This window comes from Vibrio sp. Makdt (assembly GCF_027587015.1).
GTDB lineage: Bacteria > Pseudomonadota > Gammaproteobacteria > Enterobacterales > Vibrionaceae > Vibrio > Vibrio chagasii_B.
The window spans coordinates 273,307-293,937 of sequence record NZ_JAPPTH010000005.1; the positions used below are offsets into that span (position 1 = coordinate 273,307).

19 protein-coding genes are annotated in these 20,631 nt (G+C 39.5%); 17 read left to right on the forward strand and 2 right to left on the reverse strand.

Annotation, left to right across the window (positions count from 1 at the left end; translation table 11 throughout):
• The first annotated feature begins 43 nt into the window (after positions 1 to 43).
• From OH460_RS08985 to OH460_RS09040, 12 genes are all read left to right on the forward strand, one after another.
• Positions 44 to 448, forward strand: a complete 405-nt coding sequence (locus OH460_RS08985) for a hypothetical protein (RefSeq protein ID WP_269996786.1) — start codon at positions 44 to 46, stop codon at positions 446 to 448.
• 148 nt (positions 449 to 596) lie between these two features.
• Positions 597 to 2,612 (forward strand): ParB N-terminal domain-containing protein, encoded by a 2,016-nt coding sequence (locus OH460_RS08990; RefSeq protein ID WP_269996788.1) that lies wholly within the window; start codon positions 597 to 599, stop codon positions 2,610 to 2,612.
• Positions 2,613 to 2,805: 193 nt separating this feature from the next.
• Positions 2,806 to 3,264 carry a hypothetical protein gene (locus OH460_RS08995; protein WP_269996790.1) on the forward strand — a complete coding sequence of 153 codons (459 nt, stop codon included), beginning with the start codon at positions 2,806 to 2,808 and terminating at the stop codon, positions 3,262 to 3,264.
• Between the two features lie 118 nt (positions 3,265 to 3,382).
• Positions 3,383 to 3,868: a hypothetical protein gene (locus tag OH460_RS09000; protein ID WP_269996792.1), complete on the forward strand. Its 486-nt coding sequence runs from the start codon at positions 3,383 to 3,385 to the stop codon at positions 3,866 to 3,868.
• A gap of 14 nt (positions 3,869 to 3,882) precedes the next feature.
• The gene (locus OH460_RS09005) at positions 3,883 to 4,101 is read left to right on the forward strand and encodes a PRTRC system protein C (protein ID WP_269996794.1); all 219 of its coding nucleotides are present in this window, start codon (positions 3,883 to 3,885) and stop codon (positions 4,099 to 4,101) included.
• Between the two features lie 999 nt (positions 4,102 to 5,100).
• Entirely contained in the window at positions 5,101 to 5,868 is a 768-nt protein-coding gene (locus OH460_RS09010; RefSeq protein WP_269996796.1) for a hypothetical protein, read from the forward strand.
• A 56-nt stretch (positions 5,869 to 5,924) separates the two neighbouring features.
• A complete protein-coding gene (locus OH460_RS09015; RefSeq protein WP_269996798.1) occupies positions 5,925 to 7,277 on the forward strand; it encodes a hypothetical protein in 1,353 nt (450 codons plus the stop codon).
• A 139-nt stretch (positions 7,278 to 7,416) separates the two neighbouring features.
• Complete coding sequence (locus OH460_RS09020; protein ID WP_269996800.1) at positions 7,417 to 8,865, forward strand: hypothetical protein; 1,449 nt, start codon at positions 7,417 to 7,419, stop codon at positions 8,863 to 8,865.
• A gap of 103 nt (positions 8,866 to 8,968) precedes the next feature.
• Positions 8,969 to 9,772, forward strand: coding sequence for a PRTRC system ThiF family protein (locus tag OH460_RS09025; RefSeq protein ID WP_269996802.1), 804 nt, complete (start codon positions 8,969 to 8,971; stop codon positions 9,770 to 9,772).
• 84 nt (positions 9,773 to 9,856) lie between these two features.
• On the forward strand, positions 9,857 to 10,015 hold the full coding sequence (locus OH460_RS09030; RefSeq protein ID WP_269996804.1) for a hypothetical protein: 159 nt from the start codon (positions 9,857 to 9,859) through the stop codon (positions 10,013 to 10,015).
• A 31-nt stretch (positions 10,016 to 10,046) separates the two neighbouring features.
• Complete coding sequence (locus OH460_RS09035; RefSeq protein WP_269996806.1) at positions 10,047 to 10,541, forward strand: hypothetical protein; 495 nt, start codon at positions 10,047 to 10,049, stop codon at positions 10,539 to 10,541.
• A 404-nt stretch (positions 10,542 to 10,945) separates the two neighbouring features.
• Positions 10,946 to 12,163, forward strand: a complete 1,218-nt coding sequence (locus tag OH460_RS09040; protein ID WP_269996807.1) for a DNA polymerase III subunit beta — start codon at positions 10,946 to 10,948, stop codon at positions 12,161 to 12,163.
• A gap of 317 nt (positions 12,164 to 12,480) precedes the next feature.
• Here OH460_RS09040 and OH460_RS09045 read toward each other — a convergent pair whose 3' ends face one another.
• Together OH460_RS09045 and OH460_RS09050 are read right to left on the reverse strand one after the other, a co-directional pair.
• Positions 12,481 to 13,671, reverse strand: coding sequence for an AAA family ATPase (locus OH460_RS09045; RefSeq protein ID WP_269996809.1), 1,191 nt, complete (start codon positions 13,669 to 13,671; stop codon positions 12,481 to 12,483).
• Positions 13,664 to 14,932 (reverse strand): hypothetical protein, encoded by a 1,269-nt coding sequence (locus OH460_RS09050; protein WP_269996811.1) that lies wholly within the window; start codon positions 14,930 to 14,932, stop codon positions 13,664 to 13,666. The genes OH460_RS09045 and OH460_RS09050 overlap by 8 nt, the downstream gene beginning before the upstream one ends.
• A 991-nt stretch (positions 14,933 to 15,923) precedes the next feature.
• Between OH460_RS09050 and OH460_RS09055 the strand changes: the two genes are divergently transcribed.
• The 5 genes from OH460_RS09055 to OH460_RS09075 all read left to right on the forward strand — a co-directional run bounded on the left by OH460_RS09055 (position 15,924) and on the right by OH460_RS09075 (position 20,519).
• Positions 15,924 to 17,270, forward strand: a complete 1,347-nt coding sequence (locus OH460_RS09055; protein ID WP_269996813.1) for a ParA family protein — start codon at positions 15,924 to 15,926, stop codon at positions 17,268 to 17,270.
• A gap of 14 nt (positions 17,271 to 17,284) precedes the next feature.
• Entirely contained in the window at positions 17,285 to 18,604 is a 1,320-nt protein-coding gene (locus OH460_RS09060) for a ParB N-terminal domain-containing protein (RefSeq protein WP_269996816.1), read from the forward strand.
• Between the two features lie 385 nt (positions 18,605 to 18,989).
• Complete coding sequence (locus tag OH460_RS09065; RefSeq protein WP_269996817.1) at positions 18,990 to 19,835, forward strand: hypothetical protein; 846 nt, start codon at positions 18,990 to 18,992, stop codon at positions 19,833 to 19,835.
• A 13-nt stretch (positions 19,836 to 19,848) separates the two neighbouring features.
• Positions 19,849 to 20,007, forward strand: a complete 159-nt coding sequence (locus tag OH460_RS09070) for a hypothetical protein (RefSeq protein ID WP_269996819.1) — start codon at positions 19,849 to 19,851, stop codon at positions 20,005 to 20,007.
• A gap of 110 nt (positions 20,008 to 20,117) precedes the next feature.
• Complete coding sequence (locus OH460_RS09075) at positions 20,118 to 20,519, forward strand: hypothetical protein (protein ID WP_269996821.1); 402 nt, start codon at positions 20,118 to 20,120, stop codon at positions 20,517 to 20,519.
• The last annotated feature ends 112 nt before the right edge of the window (positions 20,520 to 20,631 follow it).

Here is a 20,631-nt window from a genome sequence, read left to right on the forward strand (position 1 = left end):
GGTGATCATAGACAATAAGGAATAAGATTAAGAGGGCATGTATTTGAAAAGATTTCTAATGATCGGTGTATTACTAGCATCAAACTCAGGGCTCGCCCAAGAGTACAACGTTGTTCTTCCCACTGAGTTACCACTAAATCAAATTGATGATTGGGTTATGAACATTGCTATCGTCGACCAAGTTTGCGATCCGCTACCGGACTTCTGTCTAACTTCTATTGTTAGTTCAGATAACTTGATCAGCAGTTCAACTCCATATTCATTATCTATGGTTGAAGGAACTGGTGATCTGATGGTTCATAAACAAATTTCAATTACAGGCATCGATCTGCTAGGACTCCAATCCAAACCAATTAACAAGTTGGTTCTAAAAAAGCAGTTAACTAGATGGGTAGTTCCTAGCGATCAAGCCAAGCTAGCTCATGATTACCTGAATAACGATCTGTAATTGTGTACTGACATAACTCCTGGTGATCCGCATTCCCAATCCCTTCTCAATACTTCTTCTAAGCAGTCCTTCTTCTGGTGATCCATTGGAATCCATTTAAGAAACATATAATGAACCTGTCTTAATTAACCACATTTACAGGTGATGTATGAACACTTCTACTGATACTACAGCTACCAAATCAAAAACCGTTGATGCCGCTTCTCTATCTTCTTTTAATGAAGAAACCATGCAGTTGCCAAGTGTTGAAGCTGGCACTCTTAACCAAATAGATACAGGCAACAAGTCGGGTTCTGCAATCATTTATAGAAAGCATGGTGAACTTAGAGCTACACCAATGGGTAACTATCGAAAAAGACGCGACCCTGCCAAGTATGCCGAAACTAAAGCCTCTGTGTTAATCCATGGTTTTCTTCAAAATATAGTAGTTCGTGAAGCTACAATTGATGGTGCGGATGTCCTTGAAGTTGTTGCAGGTTATGGTCGTTGGCAGATCGCCAGTGAGCTCTATTCTGAACATGGTATCGATATCGACTTACCTTGTTTGAATAAAGGTCGTATTTCAGATAGTGAAGCCCTTTCTATTGCTCTTGATGAGAACAATAAGCGAAGTGATGATTCAATCAGCGAACGAGCAGAACTAGCAAAAGAATATATCGGACTTGAGGGAGGTGACATAGGTACAGCTGCTATAAAACTTAACGTAAGTGAAAACGTGTTTCGCGATCTTCTACAATTGACTAACTGTTGTGAACCTCTTTTGGATGCACTTGATGACTCCCAATCACCAGTCAAGAAAGGTCACTGTTTAGCACTAAGCCAATTTGATGAAACAATCCAAAAGCAAACTCTTGAAAGTATTATTGCTAACCCTAGTGAGTATACCGTGAGTTATGTAAAGAAACGCCTATCTAACTTTGAACTAAACCTTAGTTTAGCTAAGTTCGACACTACGGATTGTTCTAGCTGTCAGCACAACTCTGGCGGTGCTTACTGCTTCATGTTCAAAGGCGATGAGTCAGATAAGTGTAATAATCCGTCTTGCTTTCAAGAAAAGTCAAAACTTTGGTTAGAGGAAGTAAGAAAACCTGACCTTGAAGAACGGTTTGGAAAGGTCATCACCTCAACCATCAAGCCTAAATCTCAAGTAAGAATGGCTACGCCCGATACTGTTGGCAAGACTCAGTTTAAGGACTGTCAAAACTGCACTAATTGCGTTGCCTACGTGCATGATAGCGGAGCTGAATTTGGTGAAGCTTTCAGCAATGTGTGTATTGACCTAGACTGTCACAGTAAGCAAGTAAAAAAGCACCAAGAGTTTTTGAACCCTAAGGCCAAGAAAGCAAATGCTCAAACAGAGTCGGCAGAAGATACAGCAGCTATTCTAGCCAGAGCGGCTGCAAAAAATGGAACATCCACTAGTGAACCAGATACAGATAAAAAGGATGTTGTAGCACCCAAAGCAAAAGCCAATAAAAAAGAAGCTCAAACTCCGTCTGATAAGTCGCCAGTAGAAACAGAGCAACAAACACAAGCCAAGTTATCGAAAAAGATACAGCGCACTTATGCAAACATGCTTCAAGATGCCGTTGCCGAAACTATTCATACTAACCCATCATTTGCATTAGCTGTCATTGCAATGTCTGTTGATAGTTCACTTAGATCACCAAAATTTGGCAAAGAGACAATTACAACCTTGTGTAATAAAACGCCTCAGGAACTACAGGTGATGGTTCAAAACTCTATTGCAGCATTTACTAAGCAAATGGTTCTAATGGACTCTGACGCCTCTGACAAGACCAAATTTAATGCAAATGAAGTAATGCGCAACACTTTCTCTTTAACTATTGAGAATAACGCAGACGATCCACGAAATATTGCAGAAATTGAAAAACAGAAAAAGGCGGTCATAATCGAAAGTTGGAAACCAACTAAAGACCTACTATCTATTTTTACTATTCAGCAACTAGCAATAATTGCTAATGAGTCAGGTTTCGAACAAGCGTACTGTGCAGCAAAAGGTAAAGAGAACGCATGGGCGCAAATCACGAACTCATCTAAAGACAAAGTTTTATCCGCACTGTTAGACTTTGAGTTTGATTGGGCTTCATACGCACCAAAAAGCTATATCGAAATGGGATTAACATACACACCTCACGCATAGGTTCGATAGTTTAATTAAGACACTAAGAATATTAGCTCCCATGTTAGGGGGCTTTTTTTTGGCTTCGAAAAACAATCCTTATCAGTGATCTGCGAAAACCATTCGCTCACCTTGCGATCGCTTGGAAAGCAGTTCTGATTGATAAAATAACCTTGAACTTGTTATCCACTGTAAACGACTCAAGGAGTTACATATGCTAAAGAAATCTTTCGCTCTATTTACGCTAGTTGGTCTTACTCTAACTACAGCCAGTTCTGCGGTATTTGCTGATCATGTAGATGTGTCCATTACTGACTACAGCAAATCTACATTTGTAATTGACGCTCTTGATTCTCAAACTCAAGTGGCAAAACTCGCTTACAAGCTCAACGACAGTGATTCAATCGCTACAGGGGTTGAAAAAGCTCAAGCAGTTGCAGAAGAAATCATCGGTAATTCGACAATGTATGGGTATTCAGAGTTATCTACGCATGTAACCACTAACGTCCAAGATGGGAATGACATTTACGTGGTAGTTGAAACTGCGTTCCTAGCTAAGACTGAACCTGCAATGAGCGATAACACCATGCTCTATTCTCACGTTGTGCAAAGTAACAAAGAACAGCAAATGGCTATTGTACGTTCCGTAATGGATAACAGTTTCACATTTTAGTGACTAGCGTAGCTACTCATAAGGTGGGTAGCTACCAAGATAATCATGTGGTGATCACTTGTTTTCCGCTTTAGGAAGATATGATTAATATAATTAAGAATTTTAGAGGTTATTCAAAATGCTAGTAACAACCATCTTCAACATCCTAGAGCAAGCAAAACTTGATGAGTGTAATGTTAAGTTGAAATACGTTAATGAAGTCCCAACAGTAGTAATTCAATTTGGAAAGGGTGGTGCAACTCATAAAGACAGTGAAGCTATCCAGAAGTTGCGCAAAACTCTTGCGACACCTTTGTTTAGTCAATATGAAGTAATCGACAACATTGATAGCCTCGTAATTGAACAATTAGGTCATGCTGTTGAAAGTCTATCAGATAACGTCAAAAGCCTCTCAGAAGCCGAATCAAAAGCTAAAAAGCCTAAGTCAGCAAAAAAACAAAAAGGAGCAACCACGGCAAGTGCAGCAAGTTCTGTTAGTGCAGAGAAAGGGTCAGAAATCGAAAGTGAACCAGAGCCAAATGAAATTAGCCAACCAGAACTAGAATCAACATCGTCACTTGCGGAAAACCCTTTTGGCTTTGACGCTACGGCATTTCGAGTTTAGATAGGAGATTACTGATGAAAGCATTACAACGAAAATTTCAAATTGGGCGTATCGTCCTAGACGACCCAGATCCGACAGCTACAGTTGATCAAGTTCGAGAGCTTCATTCTAACGACTACCCTATGGTTCGCCACACATCAATCTTTGAGGGTGATGGAGTACCAGAAGAAGTAAAGGGTGAAATGGTTCTTTTATATAAATATGTGTTACCACCTACAAAGATAAATGGTTAGAGGTGTTTATGTTTGATACATCAAAGATCGATGAAATGCTCAATGTGGCAAAAGAAACCCATAGTAAGGCAACACCTAATAGTATTGTGTCGCTCCAAACTCAGAGGGTTCTTAACGCCAAAGGGAAAGGAACAACACATTCTCTTATCCGTTCAAAAGAACTAATTAGTAAGTTCAGCTGCGTTCAACCAAAAGTATTCGAAGCCACGCACCCTTTAGTCCCACCAGTTTTATGACCTTCCCCCCCCTGTATTGCATAGAGCCAGTACGGGGGGGGAACTCTGATATGGACTCTACCTCTAGATATGACCCAACTTAACCTACAATTTCAGGCTGAAATTCACCACCACAGGCGATCCGTTCCCGTTCTACGTGGTAGACCTAGGTTCTACTAACCTACAATTTCAGGCTGAAATTCATCACCACAGGCGATCCGTTCCCGTCCTACGTGGTAGACCTAGGTTCTACTAACCTACAATTTCAGGCTGAAATTCACCACCACAGGCGATCCGTTCCCGTCCTACGTGGTAGACCTAGGTTCTACTAACCTACAATTTCAGGCTGAAATTCACCACCACAGGCGATCCGTTCCCGTCCTACGTGATAGACCTAGGTTCAACTAACCTACAATTTCAGGCTGAAATTCACCACCACAGGCGATCCGTTCCCGTCCTACTTGGTAGACCTAGGTTCAACTAACCTACAATTTCAGGCTGAAATTCACCACCACAGGCGATCCGTTCCCGTCCTACGTGGTAGACCTAGGTTCAACTAACCTACAATTTCAGGCTGAAATTCACCACCACAGGCGATCCGTTCCCGTCCTACGTGGTAGACCTAGGTTCAACTAACCTACAATTTCACGTTGAGATTAATTAGGAAGATCCATTCTTTGGTATTGAGTTAGTCAATCCAAATCATACTCTGGCGATCGCTCTGATTCTGTTTTGAATTGATAGAATTAGCTTAAGTTAATCAATTGGATTCAAAGAGGTTCTCATGGAAGTCATTACTCATGCTACTAAGCGCAATGAACTAATCAATACAGTCGTAAGACCAAAGGCTGAGTTCGCACTGATCTTTTCAAATATAGGAGCGATGCGCTGTCCAATCGATTCAAAGGGTGATGTTCTAGATGGGTTATGGCTTGATGATAAACAGCTTATTTCTACATTAAAATCCTGTATCAACAAGGCAGAATCAGCGATTAGTATTTCAGAGGAACATTCGACAAATACTCGACTTCATGGTCGTAGCTTTATTGATGACACTGTTTTGCTTGAAAATGATGATGCTGTAGTTTGGTACACTCAAGCTAATACTAAGCTTACGCAATTCTATACTAGCCATGTAATCCCATCTGTACCTCACCCTCAACTAGTTTTCTTTGTATCTAAGAAACACCAAAGACTTGCTGTTGTTGCGACAAAGCAGGTTAACCGTCCGAGCCTTTCAACTCCGATTTTTCATGCTCCTTTAGCTAACTTATATGACGATACCCACTTATGCCTAGGGACAGCGGTTCTACCAGAAGTAAGAAACAGTCGCAACATAAAGGCTATGGCTGATTGTTTACTTACTTCTCGCTACTCAGGTTTTAAGTTCAAGTCATTTATTTCTGACGAGCACACTAAAGGATTAAATTTGTGGAAGTCTCTGGAGGGAGTCAATGAGTTTCCGTTAGACTCACTTTTGGAGTACAAGCCTGATTTGACTCTTGAGGGTTGGATTGAAGAACAATTTGGTGCTATCGGGGCAGCGTGGTAGTTATGATTAATTCATTTAATGTTAGTGGGATTCCTACACTAAAAAAGAACTTCACTATGTATGAAGCCGAAGTTTGTCGCAATAAGCATTTTGAAACTAAGAGTAATCAGCTCAAGTGCTTTTCTGATGACCTTGATTTCTCCTATAGCGGTGTAACTAGTCAAGTTAAATTCATGAGCGATTTAGCTTGTAATGGATTCGGGCATCACCTTTCTTTAGTTAACCCAGATAATATAGACCCTAATTCAAGTCATTTAGACAATTCTAGATTTATAATGGCTATGACTGAATCAGTAGGTCGCAGCTTTCATTCTAAATACAAATCACGATACCTTGAGCTTCTAAAGCCACTGGAAAGCTTTGCAACCCTAAAACATAGTAAACTGACCCAAAACCTTGCGAATAGCATTTTGAGTACGGATTGGAGTTTTATGAATGATAGTTCATTTAACTGTATGGATTCACAAATTGATGCTCTTGGGTTAACAATCGGTTCTAAAAATGGGTATTCATATACTCGTTTGGATCTTGAAAATTTGAGTAAACCAGTAGCATTTTGGCTTAATCATTTCATTGACCAATTGAGTTTTGCAGGAGCAGGATTCAATACATCTACAAAATTAGCTCGATCATGCGATCTTGTTTCTATTCTTGATTACTTACCTGAGTCTCCAAAAGATACGTATATCGACATAACCCAATTAGCCGTTGAATCAGAGGAGATTGAACCATTTGAGGATGAGGTTCTTAGGGACGAAATGGGGTTTTATTTAAGAGACTGTTTATGTCCGTGCTCTAAATTTAAAGGGGATTTTGAAGCCGCTAAGAGTTTATATTATAAAGCGATTATCGATAGTGATTTAGATAATGACCAAGCTAAAGAACTAATCTCAGTTAGTAAGCAATATTCTGACATTTGTCGAAGCTATCAAATGGAAGTAGTGTCTAACGGTCGAGACATTTACCTATCTTCTACTGGTGAATACTCTACTTTTGTTCAAACTTCAATTACTAGCAAACTGAAAGCACTGATTGAGTGTACACCTCCATTGGTGACAGAAGCAGACATTAATGTTGTTAGTTATTTGAAGCAAGTTGTTTCCATGGCTAGTGAGGTTGATACGGCTGATTTGAATCACGATGATATTTCCATTAGCGAGTCACGACTTATCCATATTCAACCAAGAGGGTTCTCAGAGGGCGTACAAGACCTTGTACACGACTTTGAGACAAACTCATTAATGCAACTAACTTGCGGCTCTTATACTGGCGTAGAAGATGTCTCTGCCGTTGAGATTAACAACCTGATTGAATCCGAGAGTTTAATGGCAGCTTGTCTAAATGGAATTTATTGTATCGTTAACTCAAAAGACCAAGCTAAACACATCAGCAGCCAACTTGACTTTTAGCATATCTACTGGCGTCCTATATGTCATCACGCATTCCAGCTTGCTAGTAGATTGAAAATAATAACTTAGTGATCACTTGTTTATAGTTTGGTTTAGGTAACATGGGTGTCATCATCTTACCCAACTATAGTTGATTACCATGTTACCTATGAAACCATTCAATGCAAATTCCTACCTTAAAGTTGAAACGGATACACTAAAAAAATCCCTTGTTTTGGAAAATGCAATTCAAGGTCAATTCGCAACCGCCTTAAATATTGACTATAGATTTACTGGCAACGGTCAACAGTTCAAGTTCATCTATGAGTTGGCATCAAATCACTTCCAAACAAGACCTAAACTACTTGACTCTTTTGAGCGAGTTTTTACATCCAAGGACTCACTGCTCATTTCACGCTATAGCCTACTTCTATGCCGTTCAGTTAAAAACGGTATTTTAAAAATGGAGCGCGATATAAATAATAAACTACTAACTCCAAGCGCAAGATATAAGGGTTCGCTTAATCTTGGAAATAGTGGAATGCTTGAGACAAATCTAGACCTTTCAATAGGTAGCGATATAACTCAACCATACAGCGCGGTTCAAATGGATTTCTTTGGTGCTAGAACAGCGTCAAATCGCGGTGGATACTTTATTTCGGATAACCTTAGTCCTGTAATGAAACAATGGATTGGGTGTCTAATGGAAGTGATGAGCCAGTATGGTTTTTCATATCTTACATTGAATGACGCAGAAGACTATACCGGCAGTTGGTACTTGGAGGAATTATTACAAGTCCATACTAGTCGAAAACATAATAGTAAATTCGAATTAGACTTAGGGCGATTAAAACCATTATTCGACTACATGAATCAAGTTAGGAACATGAGCAACCGGTTAGGTGAGCGTGATCTAGACGAAATTTTTTCTGTTTGCGAGTTTGCTCGACTACATAGTATGGCTTTAGTGCCGAGCTCCTTACCTAGCTCCAACGGAAAGAGGCACTATAAATTCAAGGAACTAAGAAAAGTTCGAACTCACCACGCAAGAGAATTATTAAAGAGTTTGCAGCTTAACTTTGGTAGTAATTTCGATACTTACGAGGATATGTTGTGTGATCTTGAATACCATAAATTCATTAGTCCAGTCTTTTTCACTTCTAAAAAACTTTTCGGCCTTGACCGAACTTATAAGGAACAAGCAAAGCTTTCGTTTGATCAAGTACTAGTAGAGGCGTTGAAAGTTATACCTAAATCAGTTTCAGTCGCAGACCGAAAAATAGAAGACTACATTCACAGCATCGTAAACAAAATCCCGAAGTTTTATGTTGAGAATAAACAATTACAAGAAATGAGTACCAGAGAAGAACAGTTGGGTTCTTGCTTAGAAGTAGTTGTCGGTATGCTAAGCGAGGAACTAGAGGGGAGGGCAATTTCAAGGGTTCAGGAGCACACTGAGCGGCTCTATGAAGAAGAAGTTCCCTACTCATACATAAGAAACACAAAAGGTTTGTATGAAAACCTCAGAGAGCACTTTGTGATTAACTCAATATTATCTTCCATAGGGGTTCTAGCTCATGACCTTGGTGTTCAATCGTTTATAAATTAATCACTATTTGACTGCTGGAATATCTCCACTGGCGATCCATTGAGTTCTATTTTGATTTGGTAAAATCAGTACCAGATAATCTTTATTAATTCCGAGGTTAAAAATGACCAAATTTAAAGCATCCACAAGATTTGCAGGCATCCACAAACATACATCTGTAGCTCTAATTGGTGCAGGTGGTACTGGTTCAGCGATGTTATCCCAACTTCACAAATTACATAAGTCCCTTATGGCTATTGGAGAATATGGTTTAGAGGTAACTGTATTTGACCCTAAGCGCGTGACTGAAACAAATGTAATTAGACAACATTTTTGGTCAGGTGCTGATATAGGTCACTACAAAGCAAGCTTGTTGGTGAATCGTTTCAATCAGTTTGGTGGCACAAACTGGCTTTATCGGAATGAGAAATATTCTCCAAGTTTTAAAGACAGCTTTGACCTCATAATTACTACAGTTGATTCGGCTAAAGCAAGATTGGAAATTGGTGAGAATTTGAAATCAGCTTCTTCTCGTTCAACAAAAGACTGTCTTTGGTTAGATCTGGGTAATGGAGCTAATGGAGGTAATTGTTATTTTGGGTCACAACACTCCATCGAGGGTGTGGACACCCCTCCAAGTCCTTATCAGATATTCAAGAATGACTGGGAGAGCATTGATGATTCTAAAATCTCAGAACCTAGTTGCTCTGCAAGAGAAGCTTTGGAAAAACAGAATCTAGGTGTCAATGATGCAATGGCTTCAATGGCGATGTTTAGAATACTTGCCCCATTAATGATCACAGGTGAAATCGAAATACAGGGTTTCTATCTTGATATGATAAAAGGCGAAATGACGATTCCTTATGGTGAAACTACGTGGGCGATGTATGGTTACGTTGATTCAACTGTTGAGTCACAAGCAGCTTAGGGAATACGAAATGAGAACTCAAATGGGTATACCAAAACATAATTAACTGAACTTTGCTCCTAGCAAAGTTCGCTAGGAGCAAAAATGTTCACCGCACTTAATCAAGTATTAGAAGTGTGGAATGCAGTTGGTGGTGATCTTACAACCTTTTTACTAGTAGTCGCTTTGGTGCGTGTTCGAGTAACAGTTGTAGTAGATCGGACTAATGGTGTACGCACTTGGAATGTACGTTTAACTTTATAGATACCGCATAATAAATATTGGAGTACACGAAATGAAAAAGAGAATCCAAGAATTAGAGTCAGTACTAATGCAGATCGTCAACGAATCAAAAGGGGAGGGCAAACCGCTTTCATCAACCGTTCGTAGTGCTGAACTTCTTTTGTCAGCGTCCGAGCATATGGAAGTGCGAATGGAGATGTTTGACTTTATTGGTCGAGATCATCCAGAACTCAAGTTCGAGGTGACTTGTCACGCTGAATTACTCATGAACCATCTAATGAGAAACGGTTTAACGTTCGACCAAAAGATTCAAAGAATCAGCCAAACACAAGACGTTGCTCAAAGTCAGGTGTATGTAGAACTACAAGATATAGGCGTAGCAACGGCATACACTTTCTCACATGATCAATCAGTGATCTTAGTTTGGGGTGATAAGATGATTGCAGTAAAGAACATTGTTGATGTCACCAACAACTTCCAATCTGAATACATTGAGTTTCTGCTACGAGCTACTGAGAGTCCGTACTATGCTAAATCTGAGTTATAGTAAATCGGAGTAGGGGAATGTCTGTGGAAGAAAGATTAAGCGTGTCGTATTGAACAACCAATTCTCAGACACGCTTTACACGCTATTTATAGTTAGCTCTATTAAGGAGCTACAAACGCTTTCACTTGAACCTAAACTTAGTCCTAGTTAAACCATCCGTAACATTGTCAAAATAACAAAACAACCGATAAAAAACAATGTTCTGTGAGATTAAATTGAACATTCACTTCTGATGATCACCACCTCAAATCCTCTTACTTGATTCGACTCCAATTGTTTTTCATATCGACTCAGCATTTCTCAAAGGACTGTCACCATGAAATGTCGCGGCTGGCGATCACTTATATCTAGTTTAAAAAAGATAAAATGGAGTTCGGATAGAAATAATCTCAACTGGTGGAATAATGCATATCAAATTCAACTCAAGCAAACATTTAGCTTTCTACCTTTCTCACCCATGTAGTATGACTCATTCATCTAGAGATTCGGACTCAAGCAAACATACTGACAAGCTCTTAATAGGTGCTAACGAACATGGTGTCGCTTTTATCGGTTCTAAAGGGTGTCAGTCCTACGAACGAATAGTACCAATATCAGAATTTGAATTGATCGAATCTGGAGCTATAGCTGTTGAATCAGCAAAACTTCTAGGCGTTATTAGAACGTTTGGCAACCAACCAGTCGAAATACAGGTGACTAAAGAAACTAAAAATGATGCAAAAACACCTACATACAAAATGGTAGTTAAATCGGGACGGTCTAGAATCAACATTAATGAAGTTGTCAGCGCTGATGAAGTTCCAAAAACTTCAATTGCAATGAAAGATAGTCAATATTTCCAGTTTTCGATTAGCTTACTCAAAGAAATGCTTCAAGCTGTTAAACCATCTCTCAATGAAGATTGCAGTCATGCGTCTATGCGCTGTCTTCAACTAAAAGTATCTGGAACTCAACTCTCCGTGTCAACTGTAGATGGTTATAGACTAGGCATAGCCAAATGTAATTTGGATACGTCTACCGACCAAGAAATTGTAGCTTTGATTCCTGTAAGAGTAGTCGATATGATCCTTTCCTTAAACTCTGAAACAGACCCATGCTCAATACATGTTTCTCGAACAGCAATGGCTATTCAAGTTGGTTCACTTAAATTCCAAACATCACTTATCGATATTAAGTTTCCGGATCTTAATCAGGTACTCCCTAGGGAAACAGTCGGTGGGGTTGTCATATCGACAAAACCATTCATTGAAGTTTTAGAGCGATGCAAAATAGCCGTTGATGTAAGTTCTACAGGAAAATCAAATATCCCACCTCGTATAAAGATCAAGTTTGCCAAAAATGGTGTCATGTATTGCGAATCGATCAAAGACAACTCGATTATAACAGAGGAAGAATTTATTACAGAGAATACACAAATCACTTGCAGTGAGGATCTAATCTCAGCATATGACTATAACTTCCTACAACAAGCTATGACGGCTTCTAAAGCTAAAACAGTAGCTTGCACCTTAGCTTACCCTGTACATGGCTGTGGAGACGATCCAGTGATGATCTTGATTACTCCAATTGACCCTAATAAGCGTTTCACTCTGCTTTCTCTAATTAACCCACAACGATTTTAGTTGATCGAGCTTTGGATCTTTAGTCAAAACGAAAAAGGGGATGTGAGTCCTGTAGACTCACTTCCCCTTTTTTGTTGACCAAGCCAAATTATGATTTGGTTTGGAGATTATATAAATAACTATATATATTAGTTATATATAGTTATAGAGAGGTTGATTTTTATTCAACTTTTTGGTCATTTGGCTAATTTGATTGACCGTTTTGGTTTTGCCTTTGACCGTTTTGGTTTCGTGATTAAACTTCTTGGTCTTTAGGCTAAAGATCTGTTTAACCTTTTTAGGTTCAGACCAAAAAGGTCTATCCGTTTTGGTCGAAATCAATACTCGTGATCTTCCGTTTTACCAAACAATCCCATGGGCTGCTGTTGCGGTGAACCAGAATCGTCACTAGTTGATTGTAACGGCTTTAGTGAATCTTGCTGTTGACTCAGGTTTTTCACGTTCTTAAGTATCTTTTGTTGCTTTCGAGTTAATATTTGTTCACTTTCCTTTACTTCAATAACGGGATCTACATTAAGGAGTGGTTTTTCTGACTCGGGATATTCAAGATGATCAGGGATAATATTTTCTGACTGTATATCTCCCTCAATGTCTTTGACTTCAATCATTGATCTATCATCGTGTTTACTCTGTGGTTCTTTAGTTAGCTCTTTTGGCGATCGTTCAATATCGACTAATTTTTCTACACCAATTTTAGGATTTATAAAGAGATCTAGATCAGAGCAAGTAAACTTGATTGGAGCTGACTCTGGTATGAAATTATGCTTAGGTACGTAGTTGAATTTACTGTGCCAAAGCTTTGATTCAACGTTCTTTTCTGAACTGTAATATAACGTTAGGTGATATTTAGATGAAGCCTGAGTTGAGCTTAGTCCCGATCCACCAGTCGCATTTATCTGTAACTTCTGGTTTCGATCTGCATGTGCTTTGGTTAGGTGGTGACTAACTAGGATTGCAACATCGGCTCTATCTGCAATTTTATCTAGTGTACTTTCGAATAACTTGTCTTCTTCAACTTCACGGCCAGATCCCATTACTTTACGAGCAGTGTCGATTATGATCAGGTCATACTTGTGAGCTTCCGCTATAAGTGACTCTACTTGGGTTAAGCTAGTTGCATCTGAACCGTTTCTACTGATCAGGCTATTAGGCAATGTCGCTGGCACTAAGTTTTGTTCGAGAGTGTCCATTTGTGCATCATTGAAAATGGCGATCTGATTTTCTGCTCTAGCAAGGAAACCATTCAGGCCATCTTCTTGGCATAGGAACAAAACGCGCTTTGGTTCGTGGGAGCTGTCAATTAATCCAATCAACGGGTACGCGAGTGTTACTTCATATGCCAAAGTCTGCAGGAGATAGCTTTTGCCAATATTTGGAGGACCATTCAGGAAACCAACCTTACCCTTACTTAGTCCTGGAATAACAAAGCTTGCGTATAGGTCAGCCACTGCCTGAGATATATTTTCTCTGGTAAATTTACGAGTGGTCAACTGGTACGGTTCATTCATTTAGATTCACCTCAAGGATGTTGCTCGCCTTGCTAAGAGGTATGTATCGTAGTTTTATGTCATTTCCCTCAGTTAAGATTACGTAACCAGTAATTTCTCGTAAGTTGTGAGATATGTCATCCGTACCTTTCTTCAGTAAAGCATTTCGTATTGAAGTTCTACGCTTTGACTTTGTGGCTGAATCACTATGAAGCCCCAGAATTATTTTTGATTCTAGATACTTATCAATCACGGTATTAAGCAGATACCCGTTAAAGAAACCTAGGCTGTTAGCTTCAAGGAACTTTACAAAGTCAATTCTGTGGCCAATGTTCTTAACACCAATGTACTTCTCTAGGATCTTGTCGCGGGGTGTAGTTGAATCTTTGAGTAGCGATGAATGGTACTGTTGGCTTATTCCAAGTAATACGTGAGTACTAGTTTCAGAGTTGTAGTTCTTCTTATTGTTGATTTTAGTAGTGTCGCAGAATGTAAAAAAGTCTTGATTTATAAGGTTTATATCCATACTGCGTCTCTGGTCAAAATAGTCACCCATGGCCGGAGTTAGGTTAAAACGAACCGCAGAGAGTTTAGTTAGGGTTTTGAAAAATCGACTCTTAAAGCCTAGGCTTGATTTCTTACCTAGTATCTCTGCCAGTTCATTAATTGAAACCACCACATATTGATAGTTACTATTAAACATAGTGTTATTATCAAGATCTCTTTTTGCTTTGAGAGACAAGTTTTCGTAGGGAATGCATTCAGGTAGATGTGTGCTGCGATAAATACTATCCCTTAATTCACTTTCTGATTCTCGATTGTATCGCTCAGCTTCTTTTGACTCCCAGCTCCATAAGATATCCCTTAAGTCTGAGCGACTTGCGAAAGTAGCGTCAATTGGATGCCCTAAAGCAATGCAGGTATCTAATATGTGGCGATCATCCGTAGTCGGTATAGCCCCGAACACACCAAGCTTTAACTTGGTATATTGAACTTCTCCATTAGCCCAGTATTTGGAGCGCTCGGCCCAATAGGGTTTTTCAATAATAGTTTCAGCCCAGGGCTTTTGATAATTAGCAATTTGGGCAATATCATCTGGTTTCAGTTCTTCAAGAGCGACATCAAGCTTGCATGGAATGAAGCACACATCAAAAATGGTAGATACCACTTTCTTGTGCTTACCTTTTGTCTTGAATTTTGTTATCTCCATTGGAGTGGAGCTGATGTCGGCAACAACTTCTAGTTGTTGATCATCATTTGATCTTTGATCTTGAGAAGCCACTTTGTTATATTCCCTTTTCGCTATTCTATTGGCTCTGGTGCTAAACCTATAAGCCACACAATTAGTTCAGTACACAAACACATCTAGTTCTCAATGGGTCTTTGACTTAGTGAGACTGTAATTTCTGCTATCCACATTTTAAGACCAAAATCTTAATTTGCGCAGCCGTTCGACCAAAAAGGTTATACTTTTTTGGTCAATTTGTCGTGCCTGCCATTTTTCATTAGTTTTCTTGGTCGAAATCTACTTTCACATTTGACCTAGACCGAAAACCATTAAATTTTATGGTCGAGAGTCTAAATTTGCAAAGCATTTTGTTAGCCTTTTGGTCGAAATCCAATTTCTGTCTGATTACTTGAGTGATCCCACAAAGGATTATTTTGATTTTTTAGTCGAAGCAAAGATGGGCGTGATCGGAATCGTGTCATTTTAGCCCAAAAAGTTTAACCTTTTTGGTCGATAAACTGTTTTGATTAAACCTTTTGGTCGAAAATACACGTTCTTTAACTCTTTTGGTCGAAATAGTGTAAGGGAAGGGAACTAGCTCATACAGCTGACTTCGACCAAAAAAGTCACTCATTTTAATGAGCAGTGAAAACCGAATTGGTTGATCCTTTTGGTCGTCGTGCGGATTTCATTAACTTTTTCGGTCGAACATGAAGGGTTTCTTTAGCCTTTTTGGTCGAGGCTTACGTTACTGGTTAACTTTTTTGGTTGATGCAAATCGTCGAGATCACTATAGGCTTTCTTGGTCGATTCATTAAGTTCCAAACGGGGATTGAAGTGTAAACCCAACTGAAGTCCAATATCCCTCAATTGAAGTAGGTTCAATTGACTGTCTCCAATAGTGCACCTGTCACACTGTTATCAAGCCGTCATAGTATTAAGTGTTCCGAAACTAAAAAAACTATGACAAACCTATTTACTTTGTTCAGTTTCATGAATATCATTATCTCAACTACTAAATAATATCTTTCTCATGGTGATCTAAATGAATGGACAACAAACACTTAGTGAGGGCCGTCAGTGTCTTCGTCTTGCCTCTCAAAACATTGTGAACAACCAGATTTCCTTGCGTGCGTATATCCACGAACGCGTGAACACTTACAATTCAGGTAAAGATAACCAAGTACAAGTTGATCCATTGGTTTATGCTCACTCTCACGCTACAACAGATGTGAAAGAGTTATTGCACGATAAACTTAGTCGTGAAGAGAAACGAAACTTTGCTGCTTACATTAAGAAGTGCGAAGACAGTAACATCATTGATCGTCGTATCGAGACTGGTCGTGCCAAGCGAGTTACTTTTGACTCTGTGATCAAGCTACGCAAGTTATTCGGCTTTAGTTCGTGGGGTGATGACCATGACTCAATGGTAGTTGGTGTTCAAAACCAGAAGGGAGGCACCGGTAAAACAACAACCGGAACTACTTATGCTGTAGGTATTGCTGGAAATATTGATGTCGACGCTAAGGTAGCTTTGTTGGACCTTGACCCACAAGGGTCTGGTGGTGTAACAACTATGGACCAAAAAGGTCTAAGTGACGAAGATACCATTGTTACGCTAGTTGATATTTTACTGTACAAGCTTGAAGCCAATAACCATAAAGGTGTCGATTACCTAGGCAATGAGTCTAATGATCTTAGAGTAAACCAAGTTTCCCAAATGGTTGAACTGGGTTTGACCATTGAAGATATCATTGAAGGTTCATTGATGAACTCTCATTTATCAAGCTTAAAGGTATTGCCTTCGTTCCCAACTGATAATCGCTTCTCGGAAATCTTTTACCATTTAGATATTGAGCAACGCCTAGAGCTCGCTCGCTTTTTTACGAATGTCGTTATTCCAACATTGAAGAAGCATTTCGACTTTATTATTTTCGATGTTGCTCCGTCAGATGTACCAATCAACTGGTTATCAATTGATGCAGTAGAGTTCCTTATCACTCCGTTTACTCCTAATTATTTTGACTACATTTCTACTCGCGATTTTCTAGTTACGACCGACAAGCGTTTAGATGGCTTGTACAGTAAAGGTAAGAACTTGCTTTCCTTTATGGTTCTGCCAGTCAATGTCGATGATTCTGATAAGACTCAAAGAAGTGTTATCACCAAAGCAGCGAAAGATTTTGGTTTGGCCATGTCTTCAAAGCGAATCTACCGAAACAAGCTCTTTACTGAGGCAGCTTCTAAAGAATGTACCATTTATGATCTACGTCCGTTATCTGATGCGGATACTACGACTCAAACGGGTGAAAAAGCTCTTAGCAATATGAATGAGGTCATCGGAGATTTTCTAAATCGTGTTTCTCAACTTAAGTCTAAACGTGCCGCATAACTCTAGGAGGCTGTATGTCTAACAAAAACAATACAACCCAATCAAATTCTTACCAGTCTGATGTGGGTCAACAGAACACTGCCATTATAGGCGGTAACAATGGTGGTAATACCCTAGCCGCGAAATTGGCTGCAGTTCAACTAGCTAAAGAGTCTCACCAAGAAGTACCTGCAGATCAATCCGCAGACTCGGTTACGTTCAATTTGGACAATGTTGAGCTTCAATTTAGTAAAGTAATCATCCCAGCGGCAGAGATCCTTACAAGAACTTTTATTGATGACAAATCAAATGGGCGACAACAGAAACTTGTAACCTCTAATAACGTAAGCGTGTTGACTCAGGCGATCCGTAAAACTGTGCAGCTTATGCCTGCGTATGGTTTTGAAGATGAATCAGGGAAGATTGAAATTGTAGACGGCCAGCGTCGGTCGCGAGCTTGTTTCGATGCAGAAAAAGACTTTGTTATTTATGTTTGTAAAGGCGAATACTCACTTGAAATCAAACGGGAATTAAGACAAGTCCTTCAAAGTGCAAAAGAGGTTTCATTGTATGACGTTGGTGTTGAGGTTATGTTCCATAAGAGTAATTCTGGCGAAGAGGGTAAAGAGCTTACCGGGAAAGTCGTCGCTGCAATTATGGGATTATCAGAGTCTCATGTATCGAGAGCATTGAAAGCTGTTCGTACTCCAATGGCTGTATTGTATAACTTTTACGATCATAACCTGCTATCACTGACTGATTATACGGCTCTTGCCAAGTTTTCGGATGCATTCCAGGCACCTGTAACCATTGATCAGCTTTTAACTGGTGAAGGTGTTGAAGCGTATGTTCTCGAAACGATAAGGTCTGGGTCAGTCTCACCAGAAACGTTATGTGAAAACTTACGGTCATACAAAGAGTCTTCTGTTGATGATTTTGAGGAAGATGAGTTCCCGCTTTATCAGGTACTTTCAACTAAGTATGCTGCAGAGTTCGACTTGATAAAGCCAGAGGTGCAAGTTAATGCTCTGGAAGAGTCTGAAGAATCTGAAAAGGTTACTATCGAACAACTCCACCAGCTGCAGTGTGATTTCATTGTAAAGCAGGCTAAATCTGATACCAAAAGGGCCGGTAATTCAGTAAAACCAGAAGCAGTGACGACAAAAACCGATTTCTTACATGACATGCCTAACATTAAGCAGTCTCGACGTTGGACGGTTAAAGGTACTTGGGAGACTCCTAAAAATAGCCGCAAAAATGGTAACGGGAGCCTAAAGCTTGAAAATGTGCCAATTGAGTTGTGGGATGAAGTAGCAAAAGCTGTTCGTGATAAGTTAGAAGAGCTTACAAAATAATCCATTGAAATGGCTACCCATTCGGAGTAGCCATTTTTAAAAAAATTGAAACATACTAAACACAATGCCTATTTTTTTGATATACTTGCAACCGTCCTCATATCCTTCTGAATCACCTTAATAGCCTTTGGTGGTTGTATATGTTGTGTTTGTAAGCGTATTGCGCTTTATTTTACTCGTACATCAACAAGCCTCCTATTGTTGATAACATTTACTTGTACTTTGAATTTGCATAAAGCTTAACCCTAGGTGATTTTCATCTAGGGTTTTTTTTCGCATCAACATTTGTATCAACAATCCTAACCGCTCTTTAATCTAGTGATCCATTGGTTTCTGCTTTGGTTTGGTAAATTGATTCACACACTTTGTTTATCGGTGCCAAAATATGAATACTCAACGATCCCCAATACAATTATTCCCTCTTTTAGCGGCCCAATTCTGTTCAGTGCTGCATGAAAGTACTAAAAACGAACAACTTGATAAGCTGCTAAATACTTACGACCCACTACTCATGGTCAATGTATCCCTCTCGATTAACACAGATGGATATTCATCATGCGCCCAGGCGTCAGGTTACAGTGGCTACAAGAATGAAGAAGTGTTTCAGCGATTTAATAACAAATTCTGCAATTTGAATGTCCCATATTTAGTGCCTGATGACATTTTCTCGGGTTTAACTTTCGATTCTGAAGCGGGCGTCCCTCAAGCGATGTACGGGGCCGCAGAATTGCACATTCATCCGACTCAGATTTTAGTCCGTTGCTCTGCCCACACCTTATTGCCAATTGTGACATCATTTGTTAATGAATTAGGTAAGGACCTTCGATTTGTAGATATTCAGAGTTTGACCCATGCGATCCCAGCGGGGGGCGAAAAAGAGGCTTTCAATCGTTTGGAACGAGTATTTACAGACACAATTTACTCTCACTTGAAGACACATAGGAAGAGCCAGTTCATTCGGGTTGATTCTCTCCGGTATACGCCATACAACATCTTTGGCACCCAAAGCTCACTAAAGTCAGATGAGGTTAAAGATATATCGAAAGTATTTGACAGTCTTTTTAATGATCTAAAAGACAAAATCATTAACTCGCCTCTTGTTCTGTCTATGTCAAACGGTGTGGATATGGGGTACCGATTAGTGAACAAATCAGAATTCAAATCCTTAGATGCCGAAGTTCGTACGAAGGCACTATGTAGTTCGAATTTCCTTATTGAAAATTTCTACTAAGAGGCCTGTTATTATGAGCAACTTACAGCAACGAGCTGGATGGAAAACTTTGGACCGGGGTAGTAACGAAAACGAGTACCAGTTGTATCTAGCGAATTGCGACGACGGTTCGGGCATTGATATCCTATCTGGCAAGCCACTGAAATCATTCGTAGAGTGGTTGAACTCTTAAACTGAATTGGTACTTGGATCTGTATGTCGACTTCACATGCCATTTGATCTGAGTACCTCCTTAAGATGTTTATCACTTTTCCCTCAGCATTAACCTAAGAGGTATCAACTATGAATCATATTGCGATCGGTGCCCAAACAAATCAAAACGTACATATACACTCTTATATGGCATCGTCCGGTGAGAAGATTGAAATATACGAAACTTACGATCTAATGAACGTCATGTTTATAGAAGCTTTTCCTTATATGGATGATGGCCACCTTCGAAACTCAAGCATTGCCAAAGGAAATGACCTAGAACAGTTGATATCAGATGTAGAGGAGTTTCTTAACCGAGAAGCAATCCGCGTTAAAGAGCGAAACGCTAATGTTGATCCTGTGCGTGTGGCATTTGTGAAAGGACGTGACAACGCCAGATCCAACATAGATTTCAATAAAGAATGGGTGTCAGGAGTCTCAGAAGAAGAACAAGAAGCGTATCGCTATGCATTTAACAAATACTCAAAGTAATCAGTCATTTAAATGTCATTACAATAGAAACTATTTGGCGGGTTTTCATTGGGATTCGATAATTCCTTCTAGTGATCCATTACATTCTTTTTCCTGTTGATACAATGTTTCA